Origin of the sequence: Nocardia sp. NPDC056000 (assembly GCF_042269265.1) — a bacterium.
Taxonomy (GTDB): Bacteria; Actinomycetota; Actinomycetes; order Mycobacteriales; family Mycobacteriaceae; genus Nocardia.
This window is the reverse complement of sequence record NZ_JBHJXS010000008.1, coordinates 1-20,257: the sequence shown is the minus strand read 5'-3', so window position 1 is coordinate 20,257 and position 20,257 is coordinate 1. Positions and strand designations below refer to the sequence as shown.

Annotated in this window: 19 protein-coding genes and 1 rRNA gene; 3 read left to right on the top strand and 17 right to left on the bottom strand. The window is 66.9% G+C overall.

Annotated features, from left to right (window positions below):
• Window positions 1-101 precede the first annotated feature (101 nt).
• Window positions 102-1,115: an NADP-dependent oxidoreductase gene (locus ACFC4D_RS23370; RefSeq protein ID WP_376066567.1), complete on the top strand. Its 1,014-nt coding sequence runs from the start codon at window positions 102-104 to the stop codon at window positions 1,113-1,115.
• A gap of 64 nt (window positions 1,116-1,179) precedes the next feature.
• On the opposite strand, the gene ACFC4D_RS23365 is transcribed toward ACFC4D_RS23370, so the two are convergent.
• Window positions 1,180-1,347, bottom strand: a complete 168-nt coding sequence (locus ACFC4D_RS23365; RefSeq protein WP_376066565.1) for a hypothetical protein — start codon at window positions 1,345-1,347, stop codon at window positions 1,180-1,182.
• 153 nt (window positions 1,348-1,500) lie between these two features.
• Between ACFC4D_RS23365 and ACFC4D_RS23360 the strand changes: the two genes are divergently transcribed.
• Window positions 1,501-3,558, top strand: coding sequence for a prolyl oligopeptidase family protein (locus tag ACFC4D_RS23360; RefSeq protein WP_376066563.1), 2,058 nt, complete (start codon window positions 1,501-1,503; stop codon window positions 3,556-3,558).
• A gap of 16 nt (window positions 3,559-3,574) precedes the next feature.
• Here the strand turns inward: ACFC4D_RS23360 and ACFC4D_RS23355 are convergent, their stop codons facing one another.
• The 11 genes from ACFC4D_RS23355 to ACFC4D_RS23305 all read right to left on the bottom strand — a co-directional run bounded on the left by ACFC4D_RS23355 (window position 3,575) and on the right by ACFC4D_RS23305 (window position 13,596).
• Entirely contained in the window at window positions 3,575-4,438 is an 864-nt protein-coding gene (locus tag ACFC4D_RS23355; protein WP_376066560.1) for an alpha/beta fold hydrolase, read from the bottom strand.
• 118 nt (window positions 4,439-4,556) lie between these two features.
• Window positions 4,557-5,189 (bottom strand): TetR/AcrR family transcriptional regulator, encoded by a 633-nt coding sequence (locus ACFC4D_RS23350; RefSeq protein ID WP_364649483.1) that lies wholly within the window; start codon window positions 5,187-5,189, stop codon window positions 4,557-4,559.
• Window positions 5,190-5,645: 456 nt separating this feature from the next.
• The gene (locus ACFC4D_RS23345) at window positions 5,646-5,768 is read right to left on the bottom strand and encodes a hypothetical protein (RefSeq protein ID WP_364649487.1); all 123 of its coding nucleotides are present in this window, start codon (window positions 5,766-5,768) and stop codon (window positions 5,646-5,648) included.
• Window positions 5,769-5,860: 92 nt separating this feature from the next.
• Window positions 5,861-6,481, bottom strand: coding sequence for a peroxidase-related enzyme (locus ACFC4D_RS23340; protein ID WP_375964004.1), 621 nt, complete (start codon window positions 6,479-6,481; stop codon window positions 5,861-5,863).
• Window positions 6,474-7,031: a hypothetical protein gene (locus tag ACFC4D_RS23335; protein WP_376066558.1), complete on the bottom strand. Its 558-nt coding sequence runs from the start codon at window positions 7,029-7,031 to the stop codon at window positions 6,474-6,476. Before ACFC4D_RS23335 ends, ACFC4D_RS23340 begins: the two co-directional genes overlap by 8 nt.
• Window positions 7,028-8,038 (bottom strand): putative FMN-dependent luciferase-like monooxygenase, encoded by a 1,011-nt coding sequence (locus tag ACFC4D_RS23330; protein ID WP_376066556.1) that lies wholly within the window; start codon window positions 8,036-8,038, stop codon window positions 7,028-7,030. Before ACFC4D_RS23330 ends, ACFC4D_RS23335 begins: the two co-directional genes overlap by 4 nt.
• Window positions 8,039-8,057: 19 nt before the next feature.
• The gene (locus tag ACFC4D_RS23325; RefSeq protein ID WP_376066555.1) at window positions 8,058-8,876 is read right to left on the bottom strand and encodes an ABC transporter ATP-binding protein; all 819 of its coding nucleotides are present in this window, start codon (window positions 8,874-8,876) and stop codon (window positions 8,058-8,060) included.
• Window positions 8,866-9,846, bottom strand: coding sequence for an ABC transporter ATP-binding protein (locus ACFC4D_RS23320; RefSeq protein WP_376066554.1), 981 nt, complete (start codon window positions 9,844-9,846; stop codon window positions 8,866-8,868). Before ACFC4D_RS23320 ends, ACFC4D_RS23325 begins: the two co-directional genes overlap by 11 nt.
• Window positions 9,827-11,662 (bottom strand): ABC transporter permease, encoded by a 1,836-nt coding sequence (locus ACFC4D_RS23315; RefSeq protein ID WP_376066553.1) that lies wholly within the window; start codon window positions 11,660-11,662, stop codon window positions 9,827-9,829. The genes ACFC4D_RS23320 and ACFC4D_RS23315 overlap by 20 nt, the downstream gene beginning before the upstream one ends.
• Window positions 11,663-12,823 (bottom strand): ABC transporter substrate-binding protein, encoded by a 1,161-nt coding sequence (locus ACFC4D_RS23310; protein ID WP_376066552.1) that lies wholly within the window; start codon window positions 12,821-12,823, stop codon window positions 11,663-11,665. It lies immediately after the preceding gene.
• Between the two features lie 134 nt (window positions 12,824-12,957).
• Complete coding sequence (locus ACFC4D_RS23305; protein WP_376066549.1) at window positions 12,958-13,596, bottom strand: HAD family hydrolase; 639 nt, start codon at window positions 13,594-13,596, stop codon at window positions 12,958-12,960.
• A 133-nt stretch (window positions 13,597-13,729) separates the two neighbouring features.
• On the opposite strand from ACFC4D_RS23305, the gene ACFC4D_RS23300 reads away from it, so the two are divergent.
• Entirely contained in the window at window positions 13,730-14,554 is an 825-nt protein-coding gene (locus ACFC4D_RS23300; protein ID WP_376066952.1) for a GNAT family N-acetyltransferase, read from the top strand.
• 1 nt (window position 14,555) lies between these two features.
• Here the strand turns inward: ACFC4D_RS23300 and ACFC4D_RS23295 are convergent, their stop codons facing one another.
• From ACFC4D_RS23295 to rrf, 5 genes are all read right to left on the bottom strand, one after another.
• Window positions 14,556-15,020 carry a MarR family winged helix-turn-helix transcriptional regulator gene (locus tag ACFC4D_RS23295; RefSeq protein ID WP_376066547.1) on the bottom strand — a complete coding sequence of 155 codons (465 nt, stop codon included), beginning with the start codon at window positions 15,018-15,020 and terminating at the stop codon, window positions 14,556-14,558.
• Window positions 15,013-15,438, bottom strand: coding sequence for an SRPBCC family protein (locus tag ACFC4D_RS23290; protein ID WP_376066546.1), 426 nt, complete (start codon window positions 15,436-15,438; stop codon window positions 15,013-15,015). The genes ACFC4D_RS23295 and ACFC4D_RS23290 overlap by 8 nt, the downstream gene beginning before the upstream one ends.
• 133 nt (window positions 15,439-15,571) lie before the next feature.
• The gene (fusA, locus tag ACFC4D_RS23285; protein WP_376066544.1) at window positions 15,572-17,617 is read right to left on the bottom strand and encodes an elongation factor G; all 2,046 of its coding nucleotides are present in this window, start codon (window positions 17,615-17,617) and stop codon (window positions 15,572-15,574) included.
• A gap of 312 nt (window positions 17,618-17,929) precedes the next feature.
• Window positions 17,930-20,068 carry a hypothetical protein gene (locus ACFC4D_RS23280; RefSeq protein ID WP_375963979.1) on the bottom strand — a complete coding sequence of 713 codons (2,139 nt, stop codon included), beginning with the start codon at window positions 20,066-20,068 and terminating at the stop codon, window positions 17,930-17,932.
• Window positions 20,069-20,166: 98 nt separating this feature from the next.
• Window positions 20,167-20,257 (bottom strand): 5S ribosomal RNA (gene rrf / locus ACFC4D_RS23275); the annotation flags it as partial.

The window sequence follows — 20,257 nt, the reverse complement described above, 5'->3', positions numbered from 1 at the left end:
GCGGTGGCATCGCGGGACCTGGGATGCGTCGCGCACTCGCCATAACGTTATCCACATCGGAACGGACAACTCGCTCCGGATAGCGAAAAGGTTAGTGCGACATGACAACTCAGCTTCGTACCGGTCATGAGATCCAGCTCGCCGCGCGTCCCGACGGCGTGCCGACCGCCGCGAACTTCGCCCTCGTGCAGCGGCCGATCCCCGAGCTCGCGGACGGTCAGATCCTGGTGCGCAATACCTGGATGTCGGTGGACCCGTACATGCGCGGCCGGATGGACGATCGCCCGTCCTACATCCCACCGTTCGAACTGGGCGCGGCCCTGGAGGGTTCGGCGGTCGGCGAGGTGATCGAATCCCGTTCCGCCGCAATCCCGGTCGGCAGCACCGTCTCGCATTTCGGGGGCTGGCGGGAACTGGCGGTGGTCGACGCCGAGGCCGCCAATCCCATCGATACAACGCTGGCCGCGCCGCAGCAGTACCTCGGCGCGCTCGGCACCACCGGTCTGACCGCCTACGCGGCGCTCACCGAGGTGGCCCCGGTGCGGCCGGGTGACACGGTCTTCATCTCGGCGGCCGCGGGCGCGGTCGGCAGCGTCGCGGGCCAGATCGCCAAGGCGCTCGGTGCGTCCCGGGTGATCGGCTCGGCGGGCGGCGCGGCCAAAACCTCGCTGCTGCGTGACGAATTCGGCTTCGACGCCACCATCGACTACCGCGCCGGGGATCTGGCCGGGCAATTGGCCGCCGCCGCGCCGCAGGGCATCGACGTCTACCTGGACAGTGTCGGCGGTGAGCACCTGCGCGTCGCGGTCGAAGCCATCGGGCAGCACGGCCGCATCGCCCTGGTCGGCGCGATCAGCGGTTACAACGGCGTCGAGCCCGCCCGGACCCCCGACCTCTACCTCGCGGCGACCAAGGAGGTCACCCTGCGCGGCATGCTGGTGACCAGCTACCTCGGGCTCTTCCCGGAGTACATCGGCAAGGCGGCGGCCTGGCTCGCCGACGGCACCCTGCGCACCCGCGAAACCGTCTACGAGGGCCTGGACCAAGCCCCCGCCGCCTTCCTGGGCGTCCTGTCCGGAGCCAACACCGGCAAGATGCTGGTCCGACTCGGGTGACACCCGAACTCCCGGGAATCACCCTCGGCCACAGCCGCACCCGAACGGTGCGGCTGGTCGTCGTCTACTGGGCGGGCGGCTGGTGCTGACCCTCGCCCGGCTGCGGATTCTGCTGTTCCTCGCGGCGCTTGGCGCGGCTGCGACGCCAGGCGACGCCGCCCGCGGCCGCGGCGGCGATCAGGCCGCCGCGCAGTGCTCCGCCGACAACCTCGTGCAGAAGATCGGATGACATTGTTCCCCCTGGTTTTCGGTGTGCGAACGGCAGCCGAAAGACGCTCCCCCCGATTGCCTTCGCAGATTCTGACAGCACCCGCCGACACCGGCAAACGCTGGCGCAAGCGGTGACCGGACGCCGGGCGAGCGGAGGCTCGGCGACAATGTACGCATGACCGGTGTGGACGAGGGCGTGACGGATCCGTATCTGTGGCTGGAAGAAGTCACCAGTGAGCGGGCGCTGGATTGGGCGCGAGCGCATAACGAGGTGGTGCTGGAGCGCTTCGCGGCGTCGGAGCGATTCAGCGGACTCGAATCGCGAATTCTGGCCATGCTCGACACCGATACCCGCATCGCCTATCCGGGGCGGCGCGGCCGGTGGCTCTACAACTACTGGCGCGACGGCGCACATCCCAAGGGCCTGTGGCGGCGCACCACTTTCGCCGAATACACCAAAGACGAACCGGCGTGGGAAGTGCTCATCGATCTCGACGCGCTCGCCGAGGCCGAAGGCGAGAACTGGGTGTGGGGCGGGGCCGCGGTATTGCGCCCCGAACAGCAGCGCGCCCTGATCAGCCTGTCCCGGGGCGGCGCGGACGCCAAGGTGGTGCGCGAATTCGATATCGAGGCAAAGGTTTTCATCGAACCGGAGAATCAGGGCTACTTCCTGCCGGAAGCCAAATCCGAGATTCGCTGGATCGATATCGACACCGTCTACGTGGGAACGGATTTCGGTCCGGGCGCGCTCACCGATTCCGGTTATCCGCGCATCGCCAAGCGCTGGAAGCGCGGCACCCCGCTGACCGCCGCGGAAACCGTGTATGAGGGCGAGTCCACCGATGTGGCCGTCTCCGCGGGCTATGACCGCACCCCGGGCTACGAACGGCATTTCGTCGGCCGCGCCACCGACTTCTTCAACGAAGAGGTCTATCTGGTCGAATCCGATGGCACGCTACGGCATCTCGACGTGCCCACCGACGCCTCGGAATCCTGGTACAAGGATTGGCTGCTGGTGCAGTTGAAATCCCCGTGGGAGATCGCGGGCGTCACGCACCCGTCGGGCGCGCTGCTGGCCATCGATTTCGAGCGATTCCTCTCCGGCGCACGCGATTTCGAGGTGATCTTCACCCCCGACGCGCACACCGCCCTGCACGGTTACGGCTGGACCGAGAACCATCTGCTGCTCATCACCCTCGAGGATGTGCAGACCAAGCTGTACGTGCTCACCCCCGGCCCGGACGGCTGGACCCGCGAGGTGCTCGCGGACGCCCCGCCGATGGCCACCACCAGCGTCATGAATCTGGATCCGCTGGAGGGCGGTGACGAATTCATGCTCTCCACAAGCGGTTTCACCAGTCCCACCACGCTGCTGGCCAGTTCGGTGGGTGGCGGCACCGAGGTGCTGAAGAAGGAACCCGAATTCTTCGACGCCGCCGGCGTGCACACCGAACAATTCTTCGCCCGCTCCGATGACGGCACCATGATCCCGTATTTCGTACTGCGGCACCGGGATCGGCTGGACACCCCCGGCCCCACCGTCATGTCCGGCTACGGCGGTTTCGAGGTCTCCCGCACCCCCGCCTACAGCGGTGCGGCCGGAATGGGCTGGCTCGAACGCGGCGGCACCTGGGTGATGACCAATATTCGCGGCGGCGGCGAATACGGCCCGGAATGGCATACCTCCGTGCAGAAGGCCAACCGGCACAAGGTGTATGAGGATTTCGCGGCCATCGCACGGGATCTGGTGGCGCGCGGCATCACCACGCACGAACAGCTGGGCGCGGTCGGCGGCAGCAATGGCGGCCTGCTGATGGGCGTCATGCTGACCCGCTATCCGGAATTGTTCGGGGCCATCGTCTGCCAGGTGCCGCTACTGGATATGAAGCGCTATCACCTGCTGCTGGCGGGCGCGTCCTGGGTGGCCGAATACGGTGATCCGGATAAGCCGGAGGAGTGGGAGTACATCTCGAAGTATTCGCCGTATCAGAACACCGATCCGGCGGGCGCGTACCCGCCGATCCTGCTCACCACGTCCACCCGCGATGATCGCGTGCATCCGGGTCATGCCCGGAAGATGGCCGCGCTCTTGGAATCCCAGGGCCACCCCATCTGGTACCACGAGAATATCGAGGGCGGGCACGGCGGCGCGGCGGACAATAAACAGTCCGCGTTCCAGGCCGCGCTCATCTACGAATTCTTCACTCGCACACTGATCGAGCGGGACGCCTGACGATCCCGTTCGCGAATCAGCGGTCCCGGAGCCATTTCTCGACGTAGTCGACGGTGTTCCCGGGATCGCTGATCCAGCCGTTGTGCCCGTGCGGAGCCGGATTGTGCCAGGTGCTGACCTCGGCGTTGGGCAGCTTCTGCAGCAGCAGTTTCGCCGCCCGGACCGGTGTCAGATCGTCACCGGTCATGGTGATCGACAGCACCGGCAGTTTGAGCCGGGAAATGCGCTCCTCGTAATCGATATCGGCCCCGGTGGGTTCGAAGCGTCCGGTGCGCGCCACCCGCGCCCAGTCCTCGATGAGCAGCCGCGACTGCCGCCCGAAGCTGCCCGCGACCACGGTGTCGCCCGGCCAGAACCCGGCGAGGTTGGCGGTCAACGAGATTGCCGCGCTGCCGAGCAGGAACCCGGGACCCGTGAGTCCGCCGTAGCCCCGATGATGCGGCGTCCCCGAGGCCACCAGAATGAGCCCGGCCAGCCGCCCGCGAATCCGCGAGGCGTACATGAGGCCCAATTGCCCGCCCATGCTGTGCCCGAGCAGATACGGGGTGCTGTCCGGAAACCGTTCGCGCACCACCTGGAACATGGCCGGGAAATCCACCGCGACCAATTCCTGATAGCCGTAGCCGCCGGGCGCTCTGCGATTCGCCGCGCGGCTGTCGCCGTTACCGCGCATCTCCAGCAGCGCCACATCGAACCCGCGTGCCGCGAGCGGGATTCCGAAGAGCGAGTAGTACTCCCCCGGCACCCCGAGCCCGGGCGCGATCACCACCACCGGTCGCGGCGTATCGGGCGTAATCGGATGCCGGTGCGGGCCTTTCGCCGGAATAAGCCGCACCGTGACGGTCGTCCCGTCCGGCATCTGGATCGGCACACTCTCCACGCACCGCACGCTACCGCCTGCCCCGCCCGCACCCGCACAGCGGCACGAACGCGGCCCTGTGGGCAACACAGGACGCCGCACCGGCGCAAAGCCGGTGCGGCGGACGCTGTTCGGTATGTCAGGCGCTGACGGCGCCCATGATGACGCGGCGCAGCACGCTGATGACCTCGTCGAGCGGCTGGCGCGGTTCGGAACCGCTCCAGGCGTCGACGACGTAGTTCACCGCGCCGATGATGGCCAGTACGCGCATTTCGTAGTCGCCGGGCGGGATTTCGCCGTGCATGGCGGCATCCTCGGCGGCTCCGGCGAGCAGCGCGCCCCAGGCGCGGCGCAGTTCCAGGCGGAACTTCTCCACCTTCGGCCCGGCGCCCACGACTTCGACGAGGGCGACCCGCGCCTTGCGCGGATCTCGCCCGATCGACTCGATATAGGCGCGCACGGCGGCGTCGATGATGTCGATGGCACTGGCGTCGGAGTGATCGGCGATGGTGGCCGCCACGGCTTCCCGCGATTCGCGATCGATCTGCTCGTAGAGCTCGAGCAGTAGCGATTCGCGCCCGGTGAACTCCTCGTAGAACTGGCGTGAGGAGAGTCCGGCGTCCTTACAGATGGCGCCGACGGAGCTGTTGGCGTATCCGTCGCGTGCGAATACCGTCAGCCCCGACTCCAGAAAACGTGCACGACGCTGCCGTTGCCGGTCTTCTACGGGCTGCCCGGCGTACATTCTTCCCGCGTTCGTTTCCTGAGACATTGCGCCAGACAATACCGAAGGGCCCGATCCCCTCGTCATGGATCGGGCCCTTCGTTTGCACCTTCGGTATCCCGCGCGATAGCCGAAAGTTGGCTCAGTGGTTCGGAACGTTGCGGCGCACCTGGGAGCGGCGGGTATAGGCAGGGGAACCGCCCCAGGTTCGGAACGCGAATCCGGGGGGAGAATCGCTTTCCGATGCCGCATTGGACCGAAAATCACTGATCGTTTGCCACTCAGCACGATACAGAGCAGGCGAACTGGACGGAATACTTTTGCAGGAGATTTTTAGGATTTATTTCCCGGCTTATCGGTGACCGGCCGACGATCGCCGCGGCACCGCCGCGCACCCCCGACTTCGGCCGGACATGAGAAAGGGCCCGATCCCCTCGTCAAGGATCGGGCCCTTTCGTGCCTCCTCGGCTCCCGCGCAGTAGCCGAAAGATGGCATTCGCGTGGCTACTTGGCGGAACCGCTCGCCGAGCCGGTCGCGAGCAGCTTCAGGATGGTCTGCACGAGGACGTCAGAGAGGAGGTTGGTCATGGTGGTGCTCCGATCGATAACCAGTGTCAGTGCGGTCACTGACTGTTTGCCATCGGGAACATACCCAGCCCAACCCCACCCGGGGAAGCTTTTGCAGGAAAATTCTAGAATTTTTTCGATAGGGCCCTAGATCACCCTCTACCAGCGGGAACCTCCGGCTCACCGAGGGTGAGCATAAGCCGATTGGCCCAGGAGAAGGAAGCGGTCGAGAGCACCAGATCGTGGATCTCGGCCTCGGCGAAACCCAGCTCACGAAGTCGCTCGATATGCGCCGGCCGCGCCCGCGGCGGGTTCGCGGCCAGCGCGTCCACGAAATCGACGACGGCGTCCCACCTTTCGTCGATCCGCACGCCATTGCCCTCGTCCAGCAGCCGCTGGACGTCGGATTCCCGTTTGGACAGCGCCGAGGTGAAGCGCGAATGCACCGAAGCGCAATACTCGCAACCATTGTGGCGCGAGGTCACCGTGGCGGCGAGTTCCCTTTCGGCCCTGCCCAATCCATCCCGGCCGTAGAAGATCTCCCTGTCATTTCCGCTGCGATGCGCGAGCACGTCGGCATTACGCGCCAATACTCGAAAATATGGTCCGACACCGCGATCTCCCGCCAGCAGCGGAGCCTGTTCCGCGTCCGCGTCGGCGAGTTTTATCGGCTCCACCCACGGCACCCAATCCAGCTGCTCCTGCGTGAAACCCGCAGGGCGACGGGCAGGTTCGACACTGCGCACCTCGCGCACGGCCGCGTTCTCACTCATGTTCCGCTCCGATCAGCGTGAGCCCGGCCAGCAGCCGGACCTGGAAATGCACGTAGCCGATGAGCTGAGCCACGGTGACGATGTCGTTCTCGGAAAGGCCGACCGCCGCCAGCGCCTCGATATCGGCGCGCGTCGCGGTGGCGGGCGCGGTGCTCACCAGCGCGGCATGCCGCAGAATCGCCGCCAGCACCGGATCACCCTCCGCCGGAACGGTTCCCAGACCCGCGTAGTGCGCGGCCAATTCCGGCGCACCCGCCAGCTCGGCCACCGCCACGGCCGTCGCTATCAATCGCGACCGCCCCACCGACTCCGCCGCCGGACCGTTCAGCAACGCCTCGTACACGCCCTGGGTGTGCTCCACGACAGCCGGTCGCTCGTTCCGGAGGTCCCGAACGGCCGCGGCGCGGGGACCGAGCACCGCGGCGATCACATCCGCCACCTCGGCCGTGAGTTCGCGTTCGGCCGTGAGTCCACCTGCGGCAGTGCCGCTCCCACCCGGCCGCGTGTCCTCGGCCACGGGTATGCCCGTGCCGGTGGCTGTTTCGCTCACTGTTCCGTTCCTTCCCGCCGACCCAGTTGCGGCGCAACCTCGGTGGCAATGAGTTCGATGGAGCGCAGGGTCGCCTCGTGGCCGGGATCGACCGGATGCACCTGCACGATGAAATCGGTGGACTGCCGCAGCGCGGTGTCGGCGGCGAGTTTCGCGACCACCTCGCCGGGGGTGCCGATGAAGGAATCGCGCAGCACCTCTTCGACACTGCCGCCCACGTCCGGACCGCCGTTGCGGCGCAATTGCTCCAGGAAGCGTGTCGCGCCGCGTTCGGCGAACTTCCACGCGGTGTCGTGATCGTCGGCGACGAAAATGCCTCGGGAAGCGCCGATTCGCGGCTCGACCCCATCCGGCAGTGCGGCCAGGTACGCCGCCACCAGCGGCTCCTGGATCTCCCAGAGGGTGGCACCGGCGGTCTCCGCGTCCCGCGGCTGCGCCTTGGACAGCAGCAGGCCGTCGCCCGCGAGTCCGGCCCGGTGCGCGCCCGCGGCGGAGAAGGTGGCCTGCCACACCCGATTCCGCAGCGTCCCCGCCGGTGGATTCAGACCGCGATCCCCGACCAGCGCGGCACCCGACAGCGCGGCCGTCAGCACCGCGAGCTTCTCGGCGTACACCTGCTGCCGATCGGCCCCGGCGAGATCGAACAGTTCGAAGGCGTGCCTGGAACCGCCCGCGCCGAAACCAATTTCGAGCCGACCGCCACTGAGCACATCCAGTACGGCGGCGTCCTCGGCCACCCGGATCGGATCCTCCAGCGCGAGCGTCACAATCGCGGTCCCGAGCCGCAGCTTCGGATACCGCGCGGCCGCATGCGCCAGGAATACGAACGGTGACGGCAACCCGCCCTCATCCGGATCCAGGTGATGCTGCGCCACCCACGCCGCGTCGTACCCGAGCCGCTCGGCCAGCTCGAACTGCTCGAGCGCGTGCCGGTAGACGGTGGCCGCGTCCTCGGTGGCCTCCGAACGCACCAGCCTGGTGAACAGCCCCAACCGCTGTGGGGTCATGCCGTCTCCTCCCTATCGATCACGCCGTCGCCTTACCCAGGTAGGCATCACGGACCGCCGGGTTGTCGATGAGTTCCTCGGCCGGGCCGTGCAGCACGATCTCCCCGGTGCGCAGCACATTCGCGGTGTGCGCGATGCTGAGCGCGAGTTCGGCCTGCTGTTCCACGATCAGGATCGCCAGGCCCAATTCCCGGTTCAGCCGGGCGATTTCATCGAGCACCCGGTCCACGAACTTCGGTGACAGGCCCATGGTCGGCTCATCCATGCAGATGAGCCGCGGCTTGCTCATGAGCGCGCGGGCGAAGGCCAGCATCTGCTGTTCACCGCCGGACAGGGTGCCCGCGCGCTGCGTGCGCCGCTCGGCCAGACGCGGAAAATGCTCGAACATCTCAGCGGCCCGCGCCGCCAGCACCGAACGACGCTCCTTGCGGATATAGCCGCCCACGAAGAGGTTCTCCTCGACCGTCATGGCGGGGAAGACGCGCCGCGCCTCCGGAACCGACGCCAGCCCGGCCTTGATACGCGCCGACGGTGGCGTGGTGCTCACGTCCACACCGTCTATGCGCACCGTGCCGGAACTGGGCTTCAACAGCCCGAGAGCGGTCTTCATCGTGGTCGACTTCCCGGAAGCGTTGCCGCCCAGCAGCGAAACGATCTCCCCCGGCCGAACCCGCAGCGACACTTCGTTCAAAGCCCGGGATGCGCCGTAATGCACCACAACCCGGTCGAATTCGAGAATCGGCACGACAGTCTCATCGAACTCCTCCCCGATTACCGCGGTGGGTTCGGCAAGCCCCCGGCCGCGTTCGAGGACATCGGCTGTAGCGCTATCCGACATCGGCGGTCACCTTTCCCTCGGTTGGCGATGTGTCGCTCGCCGGGACATCGGGCGACACGTCTGCTCCTGGCACATCCCGGACCACATCCACGTCCTCGACCGGATCGATCGGCGCGTCTTTCCCGGCCCGGCTGCGGCCGAGATATGCCTCGATCACCCGGGGGTTCGCGAGCACTTCGGCCGGGGTGCCCTCCGCGATCACGCGGCCCTCGTCGAGTACCAGTACGCGGTCGGACAGGTCGTGGACGAGGTCCATTTTGTGTTCGACCAGCAGCACGGTGTGACCGTGCGCCTTCAATTCGGCGAGTTGCCTGCCGATTTCGGCGGTCTCGGTCTGGTTCATGCCCGCGGCGGGCTCGTCGAGCAGCAGCAGATCGGGTTCCAGTGCCAGGGCGCGGGCGATCTCGGTGCGGCGGCGGTTGGCGTAGGACAGGGTGTAGGCGGGATCGTCGGCGCGCGGGCCGAGCCGCTCCTGGAAGCGGGCGATCTGCGCGTCGATCCGTTCGGCGGTGGCCTTGCGTTCGGCGCGGGCGGCCGGGGTCGGGATCAGCGCGACGAAGACCTCGGCGAGCAGGGATATCCAGCGCAGCAGGGGAATTGCGGCGAGGGCGCGCAGCGGGCGCGAGGCCCGCAGGGTGGTCTGCAAGCCGACATCCACGTTCTCGCGGACGGTCATATTGCCGAACACCCGCCCGTTCTGGAAGGTGCGCGCGATACCCGCCGCCGCGGCGGCTTCCGGCCGTCCCTGGCGAATTCGCGTGCCCCGCACCAGAATATCCCCGCTATCCGGCTTCAAAACCCCGGAGATCAGGTTCACCGTTGTCGATTTCCCGGACCCGTTGGGCCCGATGATCGAGACGAATTCGCCGGGCGCGATGGTGAATTCGATTCCATCCACAGCTTTCAAACCCCCGAACGAACGCCGTAGCCCGCGCACCGCGAGTACCGGTTCAGGCTGTGACTCGGACACGTTCCCTCCTCACCAGAATGCCCTGCGGCCGGAACCGCACGACCAGTAGCAGCACCAGGCCGTAGAGCACGATGCGCAGTTCGGGCGCGAGCCGCAGCGCCTCCGGCACACCGATCAGCACGGCCGCGCCGAGCACCGCGCCGTAGGGCGAGGCGGTGCCTCCTAGTACGAGAATCGTCACCACCAGCAGTGACATCGGCAGGTTGAACACGGTCGGATCGATGTACGAATACTGGTGCGCCAGTAGCGCACCGCCGATCCCGGAGAAGAACGCGGCCAGCGCGAAGGCGAGCGCCTTGTAATCCCGCACTGGGACACCGGCCGAGCGCGCCGCGACCTCATCCGCGCCGATGGCCCGAATGGCGGTGCCCAGCCGGGACCGCTGCACACCCAGGATCACCGCGAGGGTGATCGCCAGCACCACCAGCTCCAACCGGAAAATCTCGGTGTGCGTGGTGAATTCGACTCCGAAGAGCTCCGGCGACGGGATTCCGAAGATGCCGTAGCTGCCGCGCGTCACCGATTCCCAATTGCGAATCAGCGCCACCGTCACGATCCCGATGCCCAGGGTCGCGATGGCGACATAGTGTCCACCGAGCCGCCACAGCGGTGCGGCCAGCACCGAAGACACCACGGCCGCAACGATTCCCGCGACAATAATGGCGGGCAGGAACGCCCAGCCGTGCGAAACGGTCAGCACCGCCGAGGTATACGCGCCGATGGCGATCGGCCCGGCCTGCCCGATGGCCAGCTGTCCCGCCGATCCGGCGACCAGCGTCATGGACACCGCGATGATGGCGTACGCCAGAATCTGCGTACCCACCGAGATCCCGTAGTCATTCGACAGCGCCGGAATGACTAGTCCCGCAACGGCGAACGCGATCAGCGCATGCCACCATCGAATCCGCCACTGCCGCCCCGAACCCAGGAAGGTCCCGGTCAGCGGTTCGGATTCGATGGCGGGCGGCCGCGCCAGCAAGCCACCCGGCCGCAGCACCAGGAACACCACCAGCAGTCCGAAGGTGATCAGATCCCGGTAGCCGTCCCCGAAGGTGTAGATGCCGAACGCCTCCACCAGCCCGAGCACGAAACCGCCGAGCACCGCACCGGGAATCGAGCCGAGCCCGCCGATGGTCGCGGCGACGAAACCCGTCATGCCCACGACGCCGCCGCTGGTCGGGGAGATATTCGAGTTGTAGAGCCCGACGAAGATGCCCGCCAGCCCGCCCAGTCCGGACGCGATGGCGAAGGCCAGCGATTGAATCCGCCCCACGCTGATGCCCATTTGCGCGGCCGCGTCCGGATCCTGCGCAGTGGCGCGAATCGCCAGCCCGTACCGCCCGAACCGCAGGAAGGCCCACAGCCCGGCCATCACCGTGACGGTGATGCCGAACATCACCACGTCCGAGGTGCCGAACCGCACCCCGCCGAGCTGAAAGTTATTGGTGGACAGCACCTGTGGGAACGGCCGGGTCTCCGGGCCGAACACCAGCGCCACCACGTTCTCGATGATCAACCCGACCGCAACGGTGGCCAGCAGGGCCGCGATGGCCGGGGCGCGGCGCAGCGGCCGCACCGCCAGCACATCGATGCCGACGCCGACCAGCGCGGTCACCCCGACCACCACGATCAGCGCCAGCCACAGCGGCAGCCCGTGCTGGGCGATCAGCCACCAGCCCAGCACCGAACCGAACGCGAAGATCGCACCGTGCGCGAAATTGATGACATTGCTGACCCCGAAGATCAGGGTGATGCCCACGGCAATGAGCGCGTACGCATTGCCGTGCACCAGACCCGCGATGAGCGTGTCGAACATCTACTTGTTACCGGTCGGCACGAAAGCGCCGTTCTTCAACAGCAATTCGATCGGCTTCACACCGCTGGGCCGACGCGTCTGCTGATCGAACGCGAACGAATTACCCAGCCCGATACCGTCGAAATCCTTGACCTCGCGCAGGCCCTTCAGAATGCCCTCGCGAGTGGCCCCGCCGTGCTTGGCGGCCTTCACCAGCACATTGATGGCGTCGTAGGCGTACACGTTGAAGTCGCCCGGATCAGTATTGAACTTGGCCTTGAACTTGGTGACGAAGTCCTGCACCTTCAGGCTGGTATCGGTCGGCGCGAAAATGCCGTTCACGATATCGCCCTCGGCCGCGGTCCCGGCCAGCTGAATGAACTGCGGGGTGTTCTGGCCGCCGAAGAACTGCCCCTTGTACCCGACATCACGCAGCTGCTTGACGATCAGCGCACCGTCCGGGCCGTAACCCAGGTGCACGAACGCGTCCGGATTGGCATCGCGGCCCTTGATCAGCACGGGACGGAAGTCCTGCGAATCCGGCAGAATCGATGAGGAGTAGGCGATCTCGATGCCCTTATCCTTCGCGGACTGCTGGAAGAACTGGAAAGCCTGCTTACCCCAATCGGTCTCGAGGTAGACCACGGAAACCTTCTTGGCCTTGGCCTGCACCCACTGCGCATTGCGCTCCTGGAACACATCCAGGGTGATGGACGGGCTCCACGAATAGTCGCCGCCCTTGGTGAAATCCACCGAGGAATTGGTGAAGCCGTACTGCACCAGCTTGCCGCGGTTGTACACCGGCGACGCCGCGATCGACGCGGGCGAGGAGAAGTCGCCCAATTCCGCGATGATGGAATTGTCGCCGACGAACTTGGTGGCGATCGGCACCGTCTGCTTCGGGTCGGACTGCGAATCCTCCCACTTCAGCGCGACCTTCTTACCGTTGATGCCGCCCGCCGCGTTGACCTGCTCCAGCGCCAGATCGAAACCCTGCTGCCACAGCCGCCCGTACTCCGCCGAAGCGCCCGTCTTCGGTCCCGAGACACCGAAATACACGGTGTCCCCGCCGCTGTCGGATGACGAACCGCCACAGGCCGACACCAGCGCCGCCACCATGGCCGCGGACGCGACCCCAGCCAAAACCCGAAGCCGGCGCGACCCGGACCACTGCTTGCTCATCTGATTCCTCTGCACTCCACCGACTCCCCAGCCGGAGTATGGGAGCGCAAACGTATCGATCCGCGCGCGGCGCGAACACCGTTCGAATCAGCGTGACGGCAAAAGTAGGATGAATAGCCCAGAGTTGTTGGGATTCAGCGGATTAGATGAGACCGCAACCACGCCGGGAACTCGGTGAGATCGGACAGCACCACATCCGCGCCCTCCGCCGACAGCTCCTCGGCCGCATACGGTCCCGTGGTGACCGCCACCGAGAACGCGTCCGCGACCTTGGCCGCGCGCACATCACCCAGATGATCACCGACATAGATGGACGCGCCGTGCTCGCGCAGCACCGCGCCCTTCTCCTCCGCCCACGCCCCGCCGACGAGGTCGTCCACCTCGAGCCCGAGATGATCGAGATGCAATTGCGCGTGCGGGCCGTTCTTGGCGGTGATCACCAGCACCTTGCCGCCCACGGCGTGCACGGCGGCCAGCGAATCCCGCACACCCGGCAGGTCATCGCTCGGCGCGATCGCCAATCCCGGATAAAGCTTGCGGTACAGCGCCACCACATCCGGCACCCGCGCCTCGGGGAACCATTCGGCGGCCTCCACCGCCAGCGGCGGACCCAATCGCGACACCACCAGCTCGGAATCGATCGGCACCCCGGTCTCGGCGGCCACCGCATCCCATACCGCGGCGATACCGGGCCGGGAATCGATCAGCGTCATATCCAGGTCGAACCCGACAACAAGTCCGTTCGGGCCGTCGGCCCCGTGATCAAAAGCCACCACCCGACCATACGGCCAGGTCGGCAAGGCCCCGAACCCAGCCGGGCCGGGCGGGCACCGCGTCCTCGAAAGGTCCGGAAAACCGGTTGCCCGCCGAACTAGGCTCGACGCCATGGCAAGCGAACACGGACCCCTGTTCTGCTCCGTCGAACTCGGCGCGCGCATCGAGCGGGTCGAGACGGGATTGATCGCCACGGGCAGCGCGGCGGCCAACGCCCGGCTCGGCGGTGAAGCGGGCTTCGTCATCCCGATCGGCGGCGGGGTCGCCTCCTTCGCCGATATGGGCTCACCGCTCAATAAGGTCGCCGGTCTCGGCTTCGCGGGCGTGCCGGACGCGGACGAATTCGATGCGGTGGAAAAGCAATTCGCCGTCCGCGACACCCCCGTACAGGTCGAACTGGCGCACCTGGGCGATCCGGGTATCGCCGAACTGCTCACCGGGCGCGGCTACCGGCTCATCTCCTTCGAGAACGTGCTCGGCATCGACCTGACCGATGCGCCGGAACCGGTAACCCCCGCGGGCGTCGAGGTAAGGGCCAGCGGCACAGGGGAATTCGATATCTGGCTCGATATCATCGCCGACGGTTTCGCCCATCCGGATACCCAGGGCGTCGCCTCGCACGAGGAGTTCCCGCGCGAGATCATCGCCGACGCCATGCGCGATCTGACCGCAGCCGCCGGAGTGCAACGCTACGTGGCGGTGCACGAGGAAGCCATCGCGGGCGGCGCGAGCATGCGCATGTCCCAGGGGGTGGCCCAATTGACCGGTGCGGCAACACTTCCCGCGCATCGCAGGCACGGCATCCAATCCGCGCTGCTGTCCGCTCGGCTCACCGAGGCCGCCGCGGCGGGCTGCGATATCGCCGTCATCACCACCCAGCCCGGATCCAAATCGCAGCAGAACGCCCAGCGCCGCGGCTTCTCCCTGCTCTACACCCGGGCCATCCTGGTGAAGTAGGTCAGTCCGGAATCCGGTGTGCGGCAATGGGTCGCAGCTGATCGCGGAGTCCTTCGCCGGAATCACCGAAGATCTGCTGATCGGTGTCGACGGCCGTCTGCACGCCCTTGCGCGCCAATTCCCTGCCCTCCGGCGTGATTTCGATGCGCAGCACGCGCGCGTCGGCCGGATCGGTGCGGCGGATCAGCAGGCCGCGCTCCTCCAGTACGCGAATCACCTTGGACCCCATCATGCGATCCGCGCCGGACATATCGGCGACCTGCTGCTGGGTCGGCAATTCCCCCTCGCGGCCCAGCCAGCCCGCCGACGCCAGCAGATTGAACTGCGTCGGCGTCAGCCCGAGCGGCCGCAGATTCCGCTCCAGCGTCGCCCGCCACTCCAGGGCCGCGTGATGCAGCCAGAAACCCGGACTCATCAGCGGACCCCGGGGTACCCCGCGAGATCCGCCCGCATCAGCCTCACTCACGCCGCAGCGCCTCCTTCTCCAGGGCCTCGAATGTGCGCGGCATATCCGCACGCATCCCCTTCTCCCACACCAGTCTGAACAGCGGCCCGAACGGCCCGTGCACCTCCACCCGCTCGGCCACCCGCACCGTGCCGTCACCGAGCGCCTCGTAGGAGCGGTGACCGCGCAGCTTTCCGAACGGAATACCCGCCTGGCTGGTCCACGAACTTCCGGCGCGCACATCGGTGATGGTGAACGGCCCGGCGGGCGCGCCCTTGGGCTTCACCCACCCCGTGGTCCCGGCCGCGAAGGGGCCGTCGATGCGCGATTTCTCCTCGTGCGGATCCCACTCCGACCAGCGCGCGACATCGGTCGCGACCGCCCAGATCCGGTCGATATCGCCCGTGATCACGGTTTCTTCGGTGAACGAGTACATCATGGCTGCCCCCTCGAGGCGTTATCTGTTGTTGCGACAACAGTAACCGTAGTCGCGACAACAATCAATCCTTCAGCGCGAATACCCGAGACAAAAGGAGTGGCCGGTCCGCTGCTGCGGACCGGCCACCCATCAACTACCGAGCCGGTGCCCGGTCGTAGCCGAGCGGGCGGCTGGTGAACGTGCCCCGGCCCTGGGTGCGGCTGCGCAATCGAGTCGCATAACCGAACACCTCGGCCAGTGGCGCGGTCGCCGTCACCACCACGGTCGAACCCCGCGTGACCGAGTCCAGGACTCGGCCGCGCCGGGCCGCGATATCACCCAGCACCGCACCGACCGATTCCTCCGGCGCGGTGACCGTCAGCTCCACGAGCGGCTCCAGCAGTGCCATGTCACTGGCGCGCAAGGCCTCTCGCAGGGCGGCCCGGCCGCCGAGACGGAAGGAACGCTCCGAGGAGTCGACCGGATGTGTCGAGCCGTCGGTGAGGGTGACCCGCACACCGAGCACCTGATGCCCACCCAGCGGACCGTCGGACAGCGCATCACGGCACCCCGCCTCCACGGCCCGCACGTACTCCGCGGGCACGCGACCGCCGACCACCGTCGATCGGAACTCGAAACCGCCTGCGGAATCGACCTTCTCGGCATCGACGTGAATGGGTTCCACATCGATCACCAGATCCGCGAACTGGCCCTGACCGCCGTTCTGCTTGGCATACCGGTAGCGGAACCCGGACACCCCGCGCAGCACGGTCTCCCGATAGGCCACCTGCGGACGACCGACTGCCACCTCGATACCGCGATCGCGGCGGATCTTCTCCACCGCCACCTCGAGATGCAGTTCGCCGACACCGGACAGCAGGGTCTGGCCCGACTCCGGATCGGTGCGCACCACCAGGGAGGGATCCTCCTCGGCCATGCGCGCCAAAGCCGTTGCCAGTCTTTCGGTTTCGGCATTGGTGTGCGCCTCCACCGCCACCGACACCACCGGCTCGGTGATCGTCGGCGGCTCCAGCAGCACGGTGGCGTCCGGTGCGCACAGCGTCGCCCCGGCCCGCGCCTGCTTCGGCCCGATCACCGCGACGATCTGCCCGGCCACCGCTTCCGCCAGTTCCTCGTGCCGATCGGCCTGCACCAGCAGAATGCGGCCGATCCGCTCGATCCGCCCGGTACCGGCATCCCGCACCTGCATGCCCTTGCGCAATGTGCCCGCGTACACGCGCACGAACGTGAGCCGCCCGGTACCCGTCGCCTGCACCTTGAACACCAGTGCCGCAAGCGGTTCCGCCGGATCCGCCGCCAACTCGAAACCGTCCCCGCGCACCGGAGGCCGATCCAGCGGGGAGGGCAGAAAGTCGACGACGGCGTCCAGCAGCGGTTCCACTCCGATATCCCGGTACGCCGCACCGCACAGCACCGCGACGACCGCACCGGTCAGGGTGAGCTCGCGCAGCGCCCGCAGCAGGGTGGCGTCCGACAGCCCGGAATGCGCGTAGAACTCCTCCAGCGCATACGAATGCTGTTCGGCCACTGCCTCTTCCAGCGCGAACCGGGCCTTGCGCGCGGCCTCGGCCAGTTCGTCCGGAATCGGCCCGGCGACCACGGTGCGCGCGGGCCAGGTCAGCGCCCGCATGCGCACCAGATCCACCACACCGGTGAATCCGTCCTCGGCGCCGATCGGCAATTGCACCGGCAGCGCCAGCGGATGCAGGCGATCCCGAATCGAATCGACGGCCGCGGTGAAATCGGCCCCGACCCGATCCATCTTGTTCACGAACGCGATTCGCGGTACGCCGTACCGGTCCGCCCGCCGCCATACGGATTCGCTCTGCGGTTCGACACCAGCGACGGCGTCGAAAACCGCTACCGCACCGTCGAGTACGCGCAGCGACCGCTCGACCTCATCCGAGAAGTCCACGTGCCCGGGCGTATCGATCACCGTGAACCGGTGGTCATTCCATTCACACGCCACGGCCGCGGCGAAAATGGTGATGCCGCGCTCGCGCTCCTGCGGATCGAAATCGGTGACGGTGGTGCCGTCGTGCACCTCACCGGTCTTATGCGTCATGCCGGTGAGGAAGAGCATCCGCTCGGTGACGGTCGTCTTGCCCGCATCCACGTGCGCGAGAATGCCGAGATTGCGGACACGATCGAGAGATTGTCGGAAAACATTGGTACGCACGGTCTTTGGTCCTTCGTGCTGGTTCTGTGAACAGAGCAGCGCGATTCCCGTGACGACGAGAACTACATCTGGGGTCGCCCGGGTAACTCAGTACCGGCCGCGCAGCCGGCACCGAGCCGGCGAGGACACCAGGATCACCTCGAAGCGAGGGCGGGCAGCGACGGTGCGCGTGACACGCATATCCGGCTCCCTTCCTGGCTCGCACCCGTGCGGTGCGAAAAACGTTGAGCGGTGAGGAAAGCGGAGACACTGGAATCTGTAAGAAGTTAGAAGGAAGCACCTCCATGGCCTCACCGCGTGCAACCGTAGCAGTCAGGCGGGGATCAAGTCACCGAGATTTTCCGGCGTGATGACCCGTGAACCGGCGGGCAACCCTTCGGGCCGGGTCAGTCCGATGAAGGTCACCGGCTCGGCAATGGGGCCACCGTCCCACAGCGCCGACTCGGAACCGGCCGACATGAGGCCGAGCAGATACCCGACATGCAGGTACTCCCGCTCGACCACCGCGCGCGCCAGCGCCGACGCGGTCACGTGGTTGGACTCCACCCGATTGAAATCCGGTGCGCCGGACAGATGCAGATGCAGCCACTTCGCCCGCCATCCGGTGCCGTATCCGGTGCGAAAGAACACCAGCGGCAACGCGATTCGGCCCGCGCCGCGCAACTCCGACTTCGCGCGCACCGTCTTCGGCTCGAACGGCTGACCACGCTGATAGGCATCGCGCGACATATAGCCGAAGAAGGACTCCAGCACCTCGTCGAAGCCCTCACCGGAGTACACATTCACCTGCGGCAGCACCATCTGCGCGGGCACACCGTCGAGCCGGAGATCGATGAACTCCGACGCACCGTCCGGCGCGGCGGTGATATCGCCGGAATGCACCCCGCCCACCGTCGTGAGATTGGTGTACGACAGCCAGCCGCAGGCCTTGAACGTGTTGTCCAGCATGACCGCGGACAGGTCGAAATCGGTCCGCTCCGCCCGCTCCTTCCAATACACGAAGAAGCGCAGCAGCTCACCCGTCACCGGCGCGATGGAACCGCGCGGCAACACACCGAAGCCGCCACCGATCCCCTTGCCGCTCAACGGCAGCGCGACCTCGAGGATGTCCGGATCCACCACCAGGCGCAGCCCCACCGGCAGCCGCCGGGTGATCTCGGCATCGATCAACTGCCCGACCAGATCCAGCAGTTCCGCGTCGATCGGATACCGCGTATCGGGAATCGACAGGCCGCGACCCGATCGATTCGCGAACAGTCGCCGCGCCCCGGAACCCCGATTGTTCAGATGCTCACGCACGGACAACAGCACTCGACCCGACACCGACTCGATGGACGACTCCAGCGCCAGCAAAACCGCCTCCCGCTCGGCATCACCGAACGCAGTGCGCAGCAGATGATCCACGGAACGGAACAGCATGCCGGGAGCCGACCGCAGTACCGACGCGGCACCCGCCACATCACCGGCAGCCAACAGCCGCTCGACTCGGGAGGCGAACGAAGGCGCTCGCAACTCACCCCGCGCCACCGCGAAAACCTTTGCCGCGGAGCCATACCGCGCATACTCGTGCGGATGCAGTCGCTCGCCGAGGCGCTTCCACGGTTCGCGGTACACGCCCACATCACCGAGCTTGGCCGGATTCTCATCGACCACCGCGTCCAGCGCCCCCAGCAGCGCTCGCCGCACGGGTCGGCGGAAACTCCGGAATCGGGTGGGCTCGCGCAGCGACACATCACCCTCGGACAGCAGGCAGGCCAGCCGCAGCACATCGGTCACCGTGTCCACCAGCAATTCCGCACCGGCGGCCAGACGCACCTCATTGAGGACCGCGCGATGCTCACGCACCGGAATGACCGTCGGCTGCGGGCCCGTCGCACAGTGCAGTGCGAGCTCGCGCAGTACCGCGACATCCTCTTCACTCAACGGCGTCACACTGCCCGCCATGGACAGATAGAGCGCCGAAACCTCCTCGGCCGGAGCGGCTCCCGCGTGCAGCACGGTCATCCGGTCCCCGGCGCTCGCGATCAGCTCATCGTGCGCGGCCACCATCTCCGCGTACTCATGCTGATACGACCCGTACGCCGGCAGCGCCAGCAGATTCACCGGGCGGATGAGCACGTCGCCGACATCGAGAATCCCGCGCAGGCAATCGGTCCAGAACTCGAGCGTGCCGGGGACGTTCTTCGGGAAATCCCGGAAGTAGACATTGTGCTCAACATGCGCACCGACCATCCGGCGCACGATGGGCAGCACCCGCACCGCGGTATCGATGACGGTACCGGCCGCCAGCCCCGAGAGTCGCGCGAACAACTCACCGGAAAGCTTGAACCCCAACGACATCAGGACCGCATCGAATTGCCTCGTCGCCCGCGCCCCATTTCCCGCAGGTCCCTCGACCGCGGGCAGACGGAACGTGCGGCGAATGATCAGCTCTTCGAGATCCCCACTCATTCAAGGATCTTCGCAGCATGCCGCTCGATCAGCGACCCAATAATGGTCGTGAAACGACGAAACCCCCTGACCGAAGTCAGGGGGTTTCGCGAATGATGTTCCGGCGGTGTCCTACTCTCCCACACCCTGTCGAGTGCAGTACCATCGGCGCAGGTGGCCTTAGCTTCCGGGTTCGGAATGGGACCGGGC